The organism is Streptomyces sp. (genome assembly GCF_031181705.1).
In the GTDB taxonomy this organism is placed as follows: Bacteria; Actinomycetota; Actinomycetes; order Streptomycetales; family Streptomycetaceae; genus Streptomyces.
This window is the reverse complement of the sequence record NZ_JAPSKN010000059.1, coordinates 16,236-31,675: the sequence shown is the minus strand read 5'-3', so window position 1 is coordinate 31,675 and position 15,440 is coordinate 16,236. Positions and strand designations below refer to the sequence as shown.

The 15,440-nt window shown below is 73.3% G+C and carries 13 protein-coding genes and 1 pseudogene; 10 read left to right on the top strand and 4 right to left on the bottom strand.

Features of this window, described 5'->3' with window-relative positions:
• The 7 genes from RIN80_RS14020 to RIN80_RS13990 form a co-directional block, all read left to right on the top strand.
• Positions 1-890: DUF2690 domain-containing protein (locus tag RIN80_RS14020; protein WP_309095902.1), on the top strand; the 890-nt coding region annotated here is incomplete at its 5' end.
• A gap of 328 nt (positions 891-1,218) precedes the next feature.
• Positions 1,219-2,208, top strand: coding sequence for a malate dehydrogenase (locus RIN80_RS14015; RefSeq protein ID WP_309095901.1), 990 nt, complete (start codon positions 1,219-1,221; stop codon positions 2,206-2,208).
• Positions 2,209-2,437: 229 nt separating this feature from the next.
• A complete protein-coding gene (locus tag RIN80_RS14010; RefSeq protein WP_309095900.1) occupies positions 2,438-3,958 on the top strand; it encodes an aldehyde dehydrogenase family protein in 1,521 nt (506 codons plus the stop codon).
• Between the two features lie 278 nt (positions 3,959-4,236).
• A complete protein-coding gene (locus tag RIN80_RS14005) occupies positions 4,237-5,769 on the top strand; it encodes a GMC oxidoreductase (RefSeq protein WP_309095899.1) in 1,533 nt (510 codons plus the stop codon).
• 32 nt (positions 5,770-5,801) lie between these two features.
• Positions 5,802-6,872 carry a glycine betaine/L-proline ABC transporter ATP-binding protein gene (locus RIN80_RS14000; RefSeq protein ID WP_309095903.1) on the top strand — a complete coding sequence of 357 codons (1,071 nt, stop codon included), beginning with the start codon at positions 5,802-5,804 and terminating at the stop codon, positions 6,870-6,872.
• On the top strand, positions 6,872-8,821 hold the full coding sequence (locus RIN80_RS13995; RefSeq protein WP_309095898.1) for an ABC transporter permease subunit: 1,950 nt from the start codon (positions 6,872-6,874) through the stop codon (positions 8,819-8,821). Before RIN80_RS14000 ends, RIN80_RS13995 begins: the two co-directional genes overlap by 1 nt.
• A 1-nt stretch (position 8,822) precedes the next feature.
• Entirely contained in the window at positions 8,823-9,779 is a 957-nt protein-coding gene (locus tag RIN80_RS13990) for an ABC transporter substrate-binding protein (protein WP_309095897.1), read from the top strand.
• A 3-nt stretch (positions 9,780-9,782) separates the two neighbouring features.
• On the opposite strand, the gene RIN80_RS13985 is transcribed toward RIN80_RS13990, so the two are convergent.
• From RIN80_RS13985 to RIN80_RS13975, 3 genes are read right to left on the bottom strand one after another with little or no spacing between them, the layout of a single operon-like run.
• Positions 9,783-10,502: an isocitrate lyase/phosphoenolpyruvate mutase family protein gene (locus RIN80_RS13985; RefSeq protein ID WP_309095896.1), complete on the bottom strand. Its 720-nt coding sequence runs from the start codon at positions 10,500-10,502 to the stop codon at positions 9,783-9,785.
• The gene (locus tag RIN80_RS13980; RefSeq protein ID WP_309095895.1) at positions 10,499-10,945 is read right to left on the bottom strand and encodes a carboxymuconolactone decarboxylase family protein; all 447 of its coding nucleotides are present in this window, start codon (positions 10,943-10,945) and stop codon (positions 10,499-10,501) included. Before RIN80_RS13980 ends, RIN80_RS13985 begins: the two co-directional genes overlap by 4 nt.
• Positions 10,942-11,448 carry a carboxymuconolactone decarboxylase family protein gene (locus RIN80_RS13975; RefSeq protein ID WP_309095894.1) on the bottom strand — a complete coding sequence of 169 codons (507 nt, stop codon included), beginning with the start codon at positions 11,446-11,448 and terminating at the stop codon, positions 10,942-10,944. The genes RIN80_RS13980 and RIN80_RS13975 overlap by 4 nt, the downstream gene beginning before the upstream one ends.
• Before the next feature lie 47 nt (positions 11,449-11,495).
• Here RIN80_RS13975 and RIN80_RS13970 point away from each other — a divergent pair, with 47 nt between their 5' ends.
• On the top strand, positions 11,496-12,884 hold the full coding sequence (locus RIN80_RS13970) for a PLP-dependent aminotransferase family protein (RefSeq protein WP_309095893.1): 1,389 nt from the start codon (positions 11,496-11,498) through the stop codon (positions 12,882-12,884).
• A gap of 37 nt (positions 12,885-12,921) precedes the next feature.
• On the opposite strand, the pseudogene RIN80_RS13965 reads toward RIN80_RS13970, so the two are convergent.
• Positions 12,922-13,763: pseudogene (locus tag RIN80_RS13965) on the bottom strand (hypothetical protein).
• 131 nt (positions 13,764-13,894) lie between these two features.
• On the opposite strand from RIN80_RS13965, the gene RIN80_RS13960 reads away from it, so the two are divergent.
• Positions 13,895-14,242, top strand: a complete 348-nt coding sequence (locus RIN80_RS13960) for a hypothetical protein (RefSeq protein ID WP_309095892.1) — start codon at positions 13,895-13,897, stop codon at positions 14,240-14,242.
• 14 nt (positions 14,243-14,256) lie between these two features.
• Positions 14,257-15,438, top strand: a complete 1,182-nt coding sequence (locus tag RIN80_RS13955; protein ID WP_309095891.1) for a glutathionylspermidine synthase family protein — start codon at positions 14,257-14,259, stop codon at positions 15,436-15,438.
• Positions 15,439-15,440 lie beyond the last annotated feature (2 nt).

Here is a 15,440-nt window from a genome sequence, read left to right as displayed (position 1 = left end):
AGCCGGCCCGCCGGAGCGGCAGCGCCACCGTCACGCCGGGCATCGCGGGCCCGGCCGGCGTCGTCCCGAGCGTGCCGTCGCAGCCGACGGCGCCCGAGGTCCAGGACTCCGCCGGCACCGGCCTGGGGGAGGACCGCAGCGAGGTCAATTCCTGGGGGCTGGCCGGGTACAAGGGTCCGTCGCCGACCGGCCCTGGAACGGGTGGACGCACGTTGGGCGCCGGCGCCTGGCCCGGCCCCGCGGACGCGGCCGGAGCGCCCGGCGCGTCCGCCCGGCCGGCGGCCGTGGGCGCGGGCGCGTACGGCGCGCCGCGGGACGCCGCCCCGGCCGCCGGCGGTGGCGGCCGGGCCGGTGGCCGCGGCCGGGGGGCCGGCCCGGGGCACAAGGGCGGTTCCGCCGGCAAGCGGCGGACCGGGACGTTCCTCGCGGGGATCGTGGGTGTGCTCGTGGTGATCGCCGGAGCCTTCTACCTCACCGGCGGCGGCGGTGACGACGACGTCAAGGGCGGCGCCGAGTCGCCCACGCCGACCGCGGGCACCGACCGGAACCTGCCGCCCGGTGTGAAGTGCAGCGGCGACAGCTGCACCGGCAAGGACGCGGAGAACATGGGATGCAGTGGTGATCTGGTGACCACGGCCCGGACCGCGACCGTCGGCACGACCGTCGTGGAGGTCCGCTACAGCGAGACCTGCAAGGCGGCCTGGGGCCGTATCACACAGGCCGCGCAGGGCGACGAGGTCCAGATCAGCGCCGGCAGGGCGAAGCAGAACGGCAGCATCACCGCGGCCGGGGACACCATCGCGTACACCCCGATGGTGGCCGTCAAGAGCGCCGCCGACGCCAAGGCGTGCGCGACGCTCGCGGCCGGCGGGCAGGGCTGCACGCAGTAGGGGGAAGCGGGGCTCCGCGGGGACGGCGAAGGATGCCGCCGGTGAGGCATGCCCGCCGGAATCGGGGGCACGCGATCCGTACCCCCACGGGACCGGCATCGTCGGTATCCCCCTCAAGGCGGCCGCCTCCGTCCTCCTCTCCCGGACGGGCGGCCGCCTCTTGTGTGACGGGCGGCGGGTTGTGGGCCGGGCCACACCGACCCGGCCGTCCGGGATCCCGGATGCGCGATAGCCTGACCGCTGGATGGATCTCTTGACGCCAAGAGATCGATCAAACGTCCGGGGCAGGGACCCCGCCCCTACCGCCAGCTGTCATACGGAGAACGCCATGACCCGCACTCCCGTGAACGTCACCGTCACCGGCGCGGCCGGCCAGATCGGTTACGCCCTGCTCTTCCGCATCGCCTCCGGTCAGCTGCTCGGCGCGGACGTGCCGGTGAAGCTGCGCCTGCTGGAGATCACGCCGGCGCTCAAGGCGGCCGAGGGCACGGCCATGGAGCTGGACGACTGCGCGTTCCCGCTCCTGCAGGGCATCGACATCACGGACGACCCGAACGTCGCCTTCGACGGCGCCAACGTGGCCCTGCTCGTCGGCGCCCGCCCGCGCACCAAGGGCATGGAGCGCGGGGACCTGCTGGAGGCCAACGGCGGCATCTTCAAGCCGCAGGGCCAGGCCATCAACGCCCACGCCGCGGACGACATCAAGGTCCTGGTCGTCGGCAACCCGGCCAACACCAACGCCCTGATCGCCCAGGCCGCCGCGCCGGACGTCCCCGCCGAGCGGTTCACGGCGATGACCCGCCTGGACCACAACCGCGCCCTGACCCAGCTGTCGAAGAAGACCGGCACCCCGGTCTCCGAGATCAAGAAGCTGACGATCTGGGGCAACCACTCCGCCACGCAGTACCCGGACATCTTCCACGCCACGGTCGCCGGCAAGAACGCCGCCGAGGTCGTCAACGACGAGAAGTGGCTCGCCGACGACTTCATCCCGACCGTCGCCAAGCGTGGTGCCGCCATCATCGAGGCCCGGGGCGCCTCGTCGGCCGCCTCCGCCGCCAACGCCGCCATCGACCACGTCTACTCGTGGGTCAACGGCACCCCCGAGGGCGACTGGGTCTCCATGGGCATCCCGTCGGACGGCTCCTACGGCGTCCCGGAGGGCCTGATCTCCTCCTTCCCGGTCACCTGCAAGGACGGCAGGTACGAGATCGTCCAGGGCCTGGACATCAACGAGTTCTCGCGCGCCCGGATCGACGCCTCCGTCAAGGAGCTGGAAGAGGAGCGCGAGGCGGTCCGCGGCCTCGGCCTCATCTGACCGCACGCCGCTCGCGTCTTCACGCAGGCCCCGCACCGGATCTCCGGTGCGGGGCCTGCGCGCTGTTCGACGGGTCTTTCGTTCCTTTTGCCCGCATCTCCCGTGACGCAGCGCACTTTCGGCCACCCAGGCGCATGCATCCGGGGGTCTCGGGCAGGCGAACCCGGTCTCTCGGTGACACGTGTGTGACACGGAGACGCTGACCAGGAACGGAAGGCGAAGAGCGACCATGGCGGAAAGTACCGAGCTTCAGGCGAGTCAAACCATCCACGTGGGAGGAGAATGGCGCGCGGCCGTCTCCGGGGCCACGCGCGAGATCCTCGACCCCGCGGACGCCCTGCCCTTCGCCGTCGTCGCGGAGGGCGACGAGAAGGACACCGACCTCGCGGTCGCGGCGGCCCGGCGGGCGTTCGACGAGGGCCCCTGGCCCCGCACGCCCGCCGCCGAGCGGGCCGCGCTGCTGCGCCGCGTGGCCGACCTGCTCGTGCGGGACCGGGAGAAGCTCGGCCGGCTGGAGGCCCGGGACGCGGGCAAGACGGTCGAAGAGGGCCGCGTCGACATCGACTGTGTCGCCGACGCCTTCCGCTACTTCGCCGACCTGGTCGCCGCCGAGGCCCCGGGCCGGGTCGTGGACGCGGGCTCGCCGGACGTCCACAGCGTCGTCGTGCACGAGCCCGTCGGCGTCTGCGCGATGATCACGCCCTGGAACTACCCGCTCCTGCAGGCCAGTTGGAAGATCGCCCCCGCCCTCGCCGCCGGCAACACCTTCGTCGTCAAGCCCAGCGAGATCACGCCGATGACGACCATCGCGCTGATCGACCTGCTCGTCGAGGCCGGACTGCCCGCGGGAGTCGCCAACATCGTCACCGGACCGGGCCACACGGTCGGCGCCCGGCTCTCCGAGCACCCCGACGTCGACCTGGTCTCCTTCACCGGCGGCCTGCTCAGCGGCACCAAGGTCGCCCAGGCCGCCGCGCCCACCGTCAAGAAGGTCGCCCTCGAACTCGGCGGCAAGAACCCCAACGTCGTCTTCGCCGACGCCTGCGCCACCGAAGAGGGCTTCGACACCGCCGTCGACCAGGCCCTCAACGCGGCCTTCATCCACAGCGGCCAGGTCTGCTCGGCCGGGGCCCGCCTCATCGTCGAGGAGTCGGTGCGCGACCGGTTCGTCGCCGAACTCGCCCGCCGGGCCCGGAAGATCCGCCTCGGCCGGGGCACCGAGGACGGCGTCGAGTGCGGCCCGCTCGTCTCCGAGCAGCAGCGCGCCAAGGTCGAGGCGTACGTCGCCTCCGCCCTGGAGGAAGGGGCGGTGCTGCGCTGCGGCGGCAAGCGCCCCGAGCCGTCCACCGAGCGGCCGGAGAACGGCTACTTCTACGAGCCGACCGTCCTCGACCACTGCCACCGCGAGATGCGCGTCGTCCGGGAGGAGGTCTTCGGGCCGGTCCTCACGGTCGAGACCTTCCGCACCGAGGACGAGGCCGTCGCCCTGGCCAACGACACCGAGTACGGACTGGCGGGCGGCGTCTGGACCGCGGACCCGGGCCGTGCCCGCCGCGTCGCCGGACGGCTGCGCCACGGCACCGTCTGGATCAACGACTTCCACCCCTACCTGCCGCAGGCGGAGTGGGGCGGCTTCGGCAAGAGCGGAGTGGGCCGCGAACTCGGCCCGGCCGGTCTCGCCGAGTACCGGGAGACCAAGCACGTCTACCAGAACCTCGCCCCCAAGCCGGTGCGCTGGTTCGCGGGCTGATCCGCCGGCCCGGATCGCCCCCCTGGTCAGGGCCGCCCCCGGGTCCCGGATCACCCCCGCTCCGGGCGCTCTCTCCCGGCCCGGATCCCCGCTCCGGGCCCTCCCCCCGGCCCGGATGTCCCGGGCCGCCCCCCTCTCGGCCCGGATCTCCCCCCGGTCCGGGCCGACCCGGCCGGCCCCGGGGCGCCCCCGCCCCCGGGCCGGTCCCCCACACCTGCGAGCCCGTCCCCCACACCTGCGAGCCCGTCCCCCTCATCCCCCTCTGGAGCAAGCACGCCATGTCTCACACCAGTCATGAGTACGACTATGTCGTGATAGGCGGCGGAACCGCCGGTTCCGTCATCGCCTCCCGCCTCACCGAGAACCCGGATGTGACCGTCGCCGTCATCGAGGGCGGCCCCAGCGACGTCGGCCGCGACGACGTGCTGACCCTGCGCCGCTGGATGGGCCTGCTCGGCGGCGAACTCGACTACGACTACCCCACCACCGAACAGCCTCGCGGCAACTCGCACATCCGGCACAGCCGGGCCCGCGTCCTGGGCGGCTGCTCCTCGCACAACACCCTGATCGCCTTCAAGCCGCTGCCCGCCGACTGGGACGAGTGGGAGGCAGCCGGCGCAGAGGGCTGGGGCGCGGTACAGATGGAGGCGTACTTCGCCCGGCTGCTCAACAACATCGTCCCGGTCGACGAGAAGGACCGGAACGCCATCGCCCGCGACTTCGTCGACGCCGCCCAGGAGGCGCTGGGCGTGCCGCGCGTGGAGGGCTTCAACAAGAAGCCCTTCACCGAGGGCGTCGGCTTCTTCGACCTCGCCTACCACCCCGAGAACAACAAGCGCTCCTCGGCGTCGGTGGCCTACCTGCACCCGGTGATGGACCAGCGCCCCAACCTGACGATCCTGCTGGAGACCTGGGCGTACAGGCTCCAGCTGGACGGCAACCGCGCCGAGGGCGTGCACGTGCGCACCAAGGACGGCGAGGAGATCCTCGTCCGGGCCCGCAACGAGGTCCTGCTCTGCGCCGGCGCCGTCGACTCGCCCCGGCTGCTGCTGCACTCCGGCATCGGCCCCGGGGCCGACCTGGAGAAGCTCGGCATCCCCGTCACGCACGACCTGCCGGGCGTCGGCGAGAACCTGCTCGACCACCCCGAGTCGGTCATCGTGTGGGAGACCAACGGCCCCATCCCGGAGAACTCGGCGATGGACTCCGACGCGGGCCTGTTCGTGCGCCGCGACCCCGAACTGGCGCACCCCGACCTGATGTTCCACTTCTACCAGATCCCGTTCACGGACAACCCGGAGCGACTGGGCTACCAGCGGCCGGAGTTCGGCGTGTCGATGACCCCGAACATCCCCAAGCCCAAAAGCCGCGGCCGGCTCTACCTGACCAGCGCCGACCCCGAGGTCAAGCCGGCCCTGGACTTCCGCTACTTCACCGACGAGGACGACTACGACGGCCGCACCCTCGTCGACGGCATCCGCATCGCCCGCGAGATCGCCAGGACCGAGCCGCTGGCCGGCTGGCTCAAGCGCGAGGTCTGTCCCGGCCCGGACGTCACCGGTGACGAGGAGCTCAGCGAGTACGCCCGCAAGGTCGCGCACACCGTCTACCACCCGGCCGGCACCTGCAGGATGGGCGCCGCCGACGACCGGCTGGCCGTCGTCGACCCCGAGCTGCGCATCCGGGGCCTGGAGGGCATCCGCGTCGCCGACGCCTCCGTGTTCCCCACCATGACCACCGTGAACCCGATGATCGGCGTGCTCATGGTCGGGGAGAAGGCCGCCGAGCTGATCGGTGGTGGTGCCAAGTGACCGCGACCCTCGAACCCCCGGCGGAGCAGACCATGGACACCACCCCCGTCTTCTCGGTGGAAGGCCTGTGGAAGGTGTTCGGCCCCAAGGCCGACCGCGTTCCGGGCGACCCCGAGCTCACCGCCCTCGACCCCGCCGAACTGCGCGCGCGCACCGGCTGCACCGCCGCCGTCCGGGACGTCAGCTTCGACGTGCGCAAGGGTGAGGTCTTCGTCGTCATGGGCCTGTCCGGCTCCGGCAAGTCCACCCTCGTGCGCTGTCTCACCCGGCTGATCGAGCCCACCGCGGGCACGATCGCCATCGACGGCGAGGACGTCCGCGCCATGGACCGTTCCCGGCTGCGCGAACTGCGCCGCCACCGCGCCGCGATGGTCTTCCAGCACTTCGGCCTGCTGCCGCACCGCACGGTCCTCGACAACGTCGCCTACGGCCTGGAGATCCAGGGCATGGGCAAGGCCGAGCGGCGCGAACGGGCCGCCGAGGTCGTCGCCAAGGTCGGCCTGGAAGGCATGGAGCACCGCCGCCCCGGCCAGCTCTCCGGCGGCCAGCGCCAGCGCGTCGGCCTCGCCCGCGCCCTCGCCGTCGACCCCGAGGTCCTGCTGTTCGACGAGCCGTTCAGCGCGCTCGACCCGCTGATCCGGCGCGACATGCAGGAGGAGGTCGTCCGGCTGCACCACGAGGAGGGCCGCACGATGGTCTTCATCACCCACGACCTCCAGGAGGCCCTCAAGCTGGGCGACCGCATCGCCCTGATGCGCGACGGCCGGGTCGTGCAGCTCGGCACGCCCGAGGAGATCGTGGGCGCGCCCGCCGACGACTACGTCCGCGAGTTCGTCCGGGACGTCCCGCGCGAGCAGGTCATGACGGTCCGCACGGCCATGCGCCGCCCGTCGGCGGAGCTGGACGGCAGCGGACCGGCGGTCCGGCCCGAGGCGACGGTCTCCGAGGCCATCGAGGCGGTCGCCCGCGCCGGTCTTCCGGCCCGGGTCATGGACCACGGCCGGTGCGTGGGCATGGTCGACTCCGACACCCTCCTCGGGGTCGTCGCCGGCACGGAGCAGCCTGCCCCGCCGGGGACGGAGCAGCCCAGGGAGGCGGTGTGATGGCGACCATCACGGCGAACCCGCCGCGCCTCGGTCTGCCCGGACTGCTGAGGAACCGGACCGTGCGCAAGCTCCTCCTGCTCGCCGTCGCGGCGGCGGTCCTGGTGCCGCTGGCCGATGCCCGCTGGGCCAGCGGCACCTGGCCGAGCGCGCTGACGGTCGACCTCTCCGAGCCGCTCGCCAGGGCCAGCGACTGGATCATCGACAACCGCGACAGCCACCCGCTGTTCCTCTACTTCTTCGGCCATGTCAGCAACGTCGTCGTCATCGCCGTCCGCGCCGTCTACCTCGCCCTCCTCGCCGTCGGCTGGGCGGGGGTCACGGCCCTGGGCGCCCTGGTCGCCTGGCGGGTCGCCGGTGTGAGGCTGGCGCTCGGCACGGCCGTCGCCTTCCTCGCCTGCGGCCTGCTCGGCATGTGGGTGCCGACCATGCAGACCCTCGCCCTGATGGTCGTCGCGGTCCTCGCCTCGATCGTGGTGGGCGCGCTGCTCGGGCTCGCCGCCGGGCTGTCCGACCGGATGGACCGCGCCCTGCGCCCGGTCCTGGACACCATGCAGGTGCTGCCCGCCTTCGCCTACCTGCTGCCCGTCGTCCTCGTCTTCGGCATCGGCGTCCCCGCGGCCGTCCTGGCCACCGTCGTCTACGCCGCCCCGCCCATGGCCCGGCTGACCTCGCTGGGCCTGCGCGGGGCCGACAGGGAGGTGCTGGAGGCCGTCGAGTCGCTCGGTGCCACCGCCCGCCAGCGCCTGCTGACCGCGCGCATCCCGCTGGCCCGCAAGGAGCTGCTCCTCGGCGTCAACCAGACGATCATGATGGCGCTGTCCATGGCCGTCATCGCCGCCGTCATCGGCGCGGGCGGTCTCGGTGACCGCGTCTACCAGGCTCTGGCCTCGGTCGACGTGGGTGCCGCGCTCGCCGCCGGCATCCCGATCGTGCTGCTGGCCGTCGTCCTGGACCGCGTCACCGGCGCGGCCGGGGAGAGGCTCGGCGCCGAGACCGAGCCCCACAGCGGGCGCGCCTGGCTGTACGCCCTCGCCGGTGTCGTCGCCGTGGCGGTCGCCGGACGGCTCGCGGGCCGCCTGGACTGGCCCGACGCGTGGGTCGTCGGCATCGCCGAGCCCGTCAACCGGGCCGTGGACTGGATGACCGCGCACCTGTACTCGGGCGTGCCCGTCGTCGGCGGCACCGCCGACTGGGCGGGCCACTTCACCACCTGGGTCCTCGACCCGGTGCGTGACGGCCTGCAGGGGCTGCCCTGGTGGGCGGTCCTGCTGATCGTCGCCGCCCTGGCCTGGGTGATCGGCACCTGGCGCACCGCCCTGACCGCCGTCCTCGCCATGGCCGCCATCGGCGTCCTGGGCGTCTGGAAGCCCTCCCTCGACACCCTCTCCCAGGTCCTCGCGGCCGTCGCCGTCACCCTCGTCGCCGGCTTCGCCGTCGGGATCGCCGCGGCCCGCAGCGACCGCCTGGAGCGGGCCCTGCGTCCCGTGCTGGACGTGTTCCAGACGATGCCGCAGTTCGTGTACCTCATCCCGGTCGTCGCGCTGTTCGGCGTCGGCCGCGCCCCGGCCGTCGCCGCCGCGATCGTCTACGCCCTGCCGGCCGTCGTCCGCATCACCACCCAGGGCCTGCGCCAGGTCGACCCGGCCGCACTGGAGGCGTCCGGCTCGCTCGGCGCCACCAGCTGGCAGCAGCTGCGGCAGGTGCAGCTCCCGCTGGCCCGCCCGGCGCTGCTGCTCGCCGTCAACCAGGGCCTCGTCCTCGTCCTCGCCGTCGTCGTCATCGGCGGCCTGGTCGGCGGCGGCGCCCTCGGCTACGACGTCGTCTTCGGGCTCGCCCAGGGCGACCTGGCGACCGGTCTGGTGGCCGGCGCGGCGATCGTCTGCCTCGGCCTGATGCTCGACCGGGTGACCCAGCCCACCGAACGCCGCGCGAGGAAGGGAGCCTGACATGCGCATCCGTACCACCGCCGTGCTCGCCGCGGTGAGCTCCCTGGCGCTGCTCACCGGCTGCGGTGCCGCCGACATGACCAAGCAGGCCTCGCCGTTCGCGCACGCGCAGGGCGCGAAGACCGTGACCCTGTCCGTGCAGTCCTGGGTGGGCGCGCAGGCCAACGTGGCCGTCGCCCAGTACCTCCTGGAGCACGAGCTGGGCTACCGCGTCGACACCGTCCAGGTCGACGAGGTGCCCGCCTGGGACGCGCTCAGCCAGGGCCGGGTCGACGCGCTCCTGGAGGACTGGGGCCACCCCGAGCAGGAGAAGCGGTACGTCGACGACAAGAAGACGGTCGCCCGCGGCGGCGATCTCGGCGTCACCGGCCACATCGGCTGGTTCGTCCCGACGTACCTCGCCAAGCGGCACCCGGACATCACGAACTGGAAGAACCTCAACAAGTACGCCGACCTCTTCCGCACCGCGGAGAGCGGCGACAAGGGCCAGCTGATGGACGGTTCGCCGTCCTACGTCACCAACGACAAGGCCCTGGTGAAGAACCTCAAGCTGGACTACCAGGTGGTGTTCGCGGGCTCCGAGGCGGCGCAGATCACGCAGATCAGGCAGTTCGCCAAGGAGAAGAAGCCCTTCCTGACCTACTGGTACTCCCCGCAGTGGCTCTTCGAGAAGGTCCCCATGACCGAGGTGAGGCTGCCGCCGTACAAGGAGGGCTGCGACGCCGATCCGGAGAAGGTCGCCTGCGCCTATCCGCACACGCCGCTGGAGAAGTACCTCAACGCGGACTTCGCGCGGAAGGGCGGCAGGGCGGCGGCCTTCCTGAAGAAGTTCACGTGGACGACGGAGGACCAGAACGAGGTCTCCCTGATGATCGCCGAGCAGAAGATGTCCCCCGAGGACGCGGCGAAGAAGTGGGTGGACAGCCACGAGTCCACGTGGCGGAAGTGGCTGTCCTGACGTTCACCGCACCAGCCGGTCGGCGATCTCCCGCAGTGCGCGGGCGGCCCGCCGCTGGAGCCCCGGCCCGAAGGTGACCCGGGTGGCCCCTCGCGCGCCGAGTTCGGCGGGCGAGGGGCCGTCCTCGGTGAAGACCCCCGCGTTGACCGGCCCCTGGATCCCGGCCCGCAGCAGGGGCAGGACCTCCAGGGGCGCCTTGACCGGGTAGACGCAGTCGGCGCCCGCCGCCACGTACAGCGCGGCCCGCTCGATGGCCCGCGCGGGATCGGCGACCCCGCGGGCGAAGGTGTCCACCCGGGCGTTGACGAAGAGCCGGTCACCGGCCGCCGCCCGCACCTCGGCGAGCCACTCGGCGTGCCGGTGCGGGTCCTTGAGCACCCCGTTCTCGGAGTCCTCCAGGTTGCAGCCGACCGCGCCGGTCTCCAGCAGCCGCTCCACCAGTTCCCCGGGCGCGAGCCCGTACCCGCCCTCCACGTCCGCCGACACCGGCACGTCGACGGCCCGGACGATCCGGGCGACCGCCGCGAACATCTCGTCGGCCGGGACCTGCCCGTCCTCGTACCCGAGGGAGGCGGCGACCCCGGCACTGGGCGTGGCCAGCGCCGGGAACCCGGCCTCCACGAACACCCGGGCGCTGGCGGCGTCCCAGGGGCCGGGCAGCACGAGCGGGTCGTCCGGTGTCCGGTGCCGGTGCAGGGCGCGGAAGACGTCGGCCTTGCTCATGGTGTGTATCCCCCCGGCGGAATCCGGCGGGCGACCATCATCCGGTTCCAGTTGTTGATGGCGACGATCAGGCCGACCAGATGGGCCAGCCGGACCTCGTCGAAGTGCTTGGCGGCCCGCTCGTACACCTCGTCCGGCACGAAGCCCCCGGTCAGCACGGTCACCGCCTCGGTCAGCGCCAGCGCCGCCCGCTCCCGCTCGCCGAAGACGTCCCCCGCCTCCTCCCACGCGGCCAGCAGGTCGAGCTGCCGCTCGCTCACCCCGTACTGCCGGGCGATCGCGAGATGCATGTCGAGACAGAACGCGCACCGGTTGAGCTGCGAGGCGCGGATCACCACCAGCTCGGCCAGGGCCGGGTCGCCCAGCCCCTGCTTCGCCGCGGCGCTCAGCGCCGACATGGCCCGGGCCACCGCCGGGTCGAGCGCCCGCGTCCGGGCCGTCACTTGTGCTGGCCCGGCTGGTAGTGCCCCGGCGCCATGCGGCAGGTCACCCCGAACCGGTTCCAGGCGTTGATCGTCGTGATCGCCGCGATCAGCTGCGCCAGCTCGGCCTCCTCGAAGTGCCGGGCGGCGTTGTCGTACACCGCGTCCGGTACGAACCCGTCCGTCAGGACCGTCACGGCCTCCGTCAGCTCCAGCGCCGCGATCTCCTTCTCCGTGTAGAAGTGCCGCGACTCGTCCCAGGCGCTGAGCTGCACGATCCGCTCGACGCTCTCGCCCGACGCGAGGGCGTCCTTGGTGTGCATGTCGATGCAGAAGGCGCAGTGGTTGATCTGGGAGGCGCGGATCTTCACCAGTTCGTACAGCTTGTGGTCGAGGCCCTGCCGGGCGGCGATCTCCAGCCGGACCATCGCCTTGTAGACCTCGGGTGCGTGCTTGGCCCAGTCCAGGCGGGCGGGCTGTTCGGGAGCGTAGGTCCTGCTCGTCTCGTCGAGGTGTGTCGTCATGCCCTCGACCCTAGGGAGGAAGCAGCCCAGGAGTATGGTCCATTTCCATGGCGGATCAGTGGGCCACTTTGGGCGTCGACCTGCACCTGGAGCCGTCCGGCCCGGGCCTGCGCAGGGGGCTGACCGACGCCCTGCGCGAGGCGGTGCGCTCGGGCCGGCTCGCCCCGGGCACCCGGCTGCCCTCCTCCCGCTCGCTCGCCGCCGACCTGGGCATCGCCCGCAACACGGTCGCCGGCGCCTACGCCGACCTGGTGGCCGAGGGCTGGCTCACCGCCCGCCAGGGCTCCGGGACCCGGGTCGGGGAGCGGACGGTCGTGCCGCCGGCCGGGACGGCCTCCCACCCCCGTGAGCGGGCCCGCCCCGCCTACGACCTGCGCCCCGGCAGCCCCGACCTGGCGTCCTTCCCGCGCGCCGAGTGGCTCAAGGCCGCCCGCCGCGCCCTCGACGCCGCTCCGCACCACGCCCTGGACTACGGCGACCCGCGCGGCCGCCCCGAGCTGCGGGCCGCGCTCGCCGGGTACCTCGCCCGGGCCCGGGGCGTGCGCGCCGACCCCGAGCGGATCGTGGTGTGCGGCGGATTCGCGCACGGCCTGAGACTGCTCGGCACGGTCCTGCGGGCGCGCGGGGCGCGGACGGTCGCGGTGGAGTCGTACGGCCTGGACGTGCACTGGAGGCTGCTGGCCGGCTCCGGCCTGCGCACCGCCCCGCTGCCCTTCGACCACCGGGGCACGGACCCCGGCGCGCTGCCCGGCACCGACGCGGTCCTGCTCACCCCCGCCCACCAGTTCCCCATGGGCGTGCCGCTGCACCGCGACCGCCGGTCCGCCGTCGTCGACTGGGCGCGCCGCACCGGCGGACTGGTGCTGGAGGACGACTACGACGGCGAGTTCCGCTACGACCGGCAGCCCGTCGGCGCCCTCCAGGGGCTGGACCCCGACCGGGTGGTCTATCTGGGCACCGCGAGCAAGTCCCTCGCGCCCGGGCTGCGGCTGGCCTGGACGGTGCTGCCGCCGGACCTCGCCGAGGAGGTGGCGGCGGCCAAGGGCGGTGTCGACACCTGCGGGGTGCTCGACCAGCTGACCCTGGCCGAGTTCCTCACCTCCGGCGCCTACGACCGGCACGTCCGCGCCACCCGCCTGCGCTACCGGCGCCGCCGGGACGCCCTGGTCGCCGCCGTGGCGGCCCGGGCCCCCGAAGCCCGGGTCACCGGCATCGCGGCCGGTCTGCACGTCCTGCTGCGGCTGCCGCCCGGCACCGAGCAGTCGGTCGTCCAGGCCGCCCACTGGCGGGGCCTGGCGGTCCACGGGCTGGCCGGCTACCGGCACGCCGACGCGGCCGCCGAGCCGTTCGACGCCCTGGTCGTCGGGTACGGGACCCCGCCGGACCACGCCTGGTCGGGAGCGCTGGACGCGCTGTGCGCGGTACTGCCCGGCTGAGCGGCGAGTCCTTCCCCGGCCGGGCCGGCACCTCCGCTCACTCCGGCGCGACCGCCCCGTCCGGCTCCCGCACCGGCGCCTCCCCGAACCGAACGCCAGCGCCCCCCCCACCGCCACCGCGAAGCCGGCGATGGCCGGCCAGCCCAGCCCCGGCCGCGTCCGGTCCCCGAGCCGCACCACGCCGATCAGCGCGGGCGCGACCGTCTCCCCGAGGACGAGCCCCGCCGTGGCGGTCGTCACCGACCCGCGCTGCAGGGCCGACGTCAGCAGCAGGAACCCGGCCCCGCCGCCGAACAGCAGCGCGTACACCGCCGGGTCGGTGAGCAGCGCGCCGGGCGTCAGTCCGTCGACCAGCCGGACCGCGACCTCCACCACCCCGAACCCCAGCCCGGGGCCCAGGCCCGGCGCGAGCGCCCGCCCCCGCTCCGGAAGCCGCCCGCCCGCCGCTCCGAGCAGCAGCACCCCGGCCGCCGCCCCGAGCAGCGCCCACTCCAGCCAGACCGGCCCCAACCTGTCGCCCTCGGGGCCGGAGGCCAGCCCCAGCAGCGCGAGCCCGGCGCACACCACCCCCACCGCGGCCCACTCCACACGGCTCAGCCGCACCTTGAGCAGCCGCGCCGCGACGACGGCCGTGACGGCGAGGCTCGCCGCCAGCGCCGCCCCCACGGCGTAGATCGGCACCGACCGCAACGCCAGGACCTGCAGCACGAAACCGAGCCCGTCCAGCGCCAGCCCGGCCAGATACCGCCACTGCCGCAGCGCCCGCCACAGCAGCGCGACGTCCCCGCCCGGACCCGAGGCGGCCGCGGCCCGCGCGGCGATCGCCTGCAGCACCGTCGCCGTACCGAAGCAGACCGCCGCACCCAGGGCACACACCATCCCAAAGATCACGAATCGACAGTAGGGGAGGGGCGTGTGCAGGGGGGCCGTGCACGCCCGCTCACACCGATCTCTAGGCTGACCGTCCGGCAAGTACATGACGGAAGACGACACGGGGGAGAAGCAGCGGTATGGCGGAGACACGACGGCGACTGCGTTCCAGCACAGTGGTCCTCGGCGGCATGGGCGTCCTCGCGGCGGCCCTGTCCGCCTGCGGCTCCGACCCGGACCGCCGCTGTGTGGACCGCGACAGCTACGACTACATCAACGGCTACAAGATCGTCGCCGACAAGAACTGCAAGTCCGGCTCCTCCACCGGCAAGAGCCGCAAGAAGACCGGCAAGGCCACCGGCACGAACGCCGACTGGTACTACGACGCCGACGTCAGCGGCGGCTGGGCCGACGACGGCACCTTCAGCCGCAGCGAGGCCGTCGACCGGGGCGGCTTCGGCTGCTCGGGCGGCAGCGGCGGCGGCTGACCGGACACGCGCGCATGGAACGCCGCACCACCACACCCCGCCCCGGCTGGCAGCAGACCGTCGAGGAACAGGGCCTGATCTACCCCCTGACCCGCTACCCCGACGGCTCCCTGCGCCCCTACTGGGACGAGAGCGCCTACTACGTCTTCAGCCTGCCCGAGATCGAGGCTTTGGAGGAGGTGGTCGAGGAGCTCCACCGCATGTGCCTGGCGGCGGCCGAGCACATCGTCACCGAGGACCGCTTCGCCGACCTGGGCATCACCGACCCCCGGGTGGTCCGGGCGGTCACCGAGGCCTGGCACCGCCGCGCCGAACTCCCCTCCCTCTACGGCCGCTTCGACCTCCACTACGACGGCACGGGCCCGGCCAAGCTCCTGGAGTACAACGCCGACACCCCCACGTCCCTGGTGGAGGCCGCGTCCCCCCAGTGGTTCTGGATGGAGGAGCGCTTCCCCGGCGCCGACCAGTGGAACTCCCTCCACGAGCGGCTCATCGACGCCTGGAAGAACCAGGCGTCCCTCCTCCCTCCCGGCAGCCCCCTCTACTTCGCCTACTCCTCGGCGGACGAACTGGGCGAGGACCTCATGACGGTCGCCTACCTCAAGGAGACCGCCGAGCAGGCCGGCCTGCCCACCGACTGGATCTCCATGGAGGAGATCGGCTGGGACCGCCTCTCCGGCCGCTTCGTCGACCAGCGCCTGCGCTTCATCCGCAGCGTCTTCAAGCTCTACCCCTGGGAGTGGCTCACCACCGACCGCTTCGCCGGCCACGTCCTGGACACCCTCGACAACGGCGGCGGTACGGGCTCCACGCTGTGGATCGAGCCGGCCTGGAAGATGCTCCTCAGCAACAAGGCCCTGCTGGCGATCCTCTGGGACCTCTACCCCGGCCACCCCAACCTCCTGCCCGCCCACCTGGACGGCCCGCGCGACCTGGCCGCCACGGGCTGGGTCGCCAAGCCCCTCCTGGGCCGCGAGGGAGCGGGCGTCACGGTCCACGAGCCCGGCGCGGACCCCGCCCCGCGCGACGAACCCTGCTGCTACCAGCAACTGGCCCCGCTGCCCGACTTCGACGGCAACCGCGTGGTCCTGGGCGCCTGGGTGGTGGAGAACGAGTCGGCGGGCCTGGGCATCCGCGAGTCGTCGGGCCTGATCACGGACGAGTACGCGAGGTTCCTGCCCCACGTGATCCTCTGAGG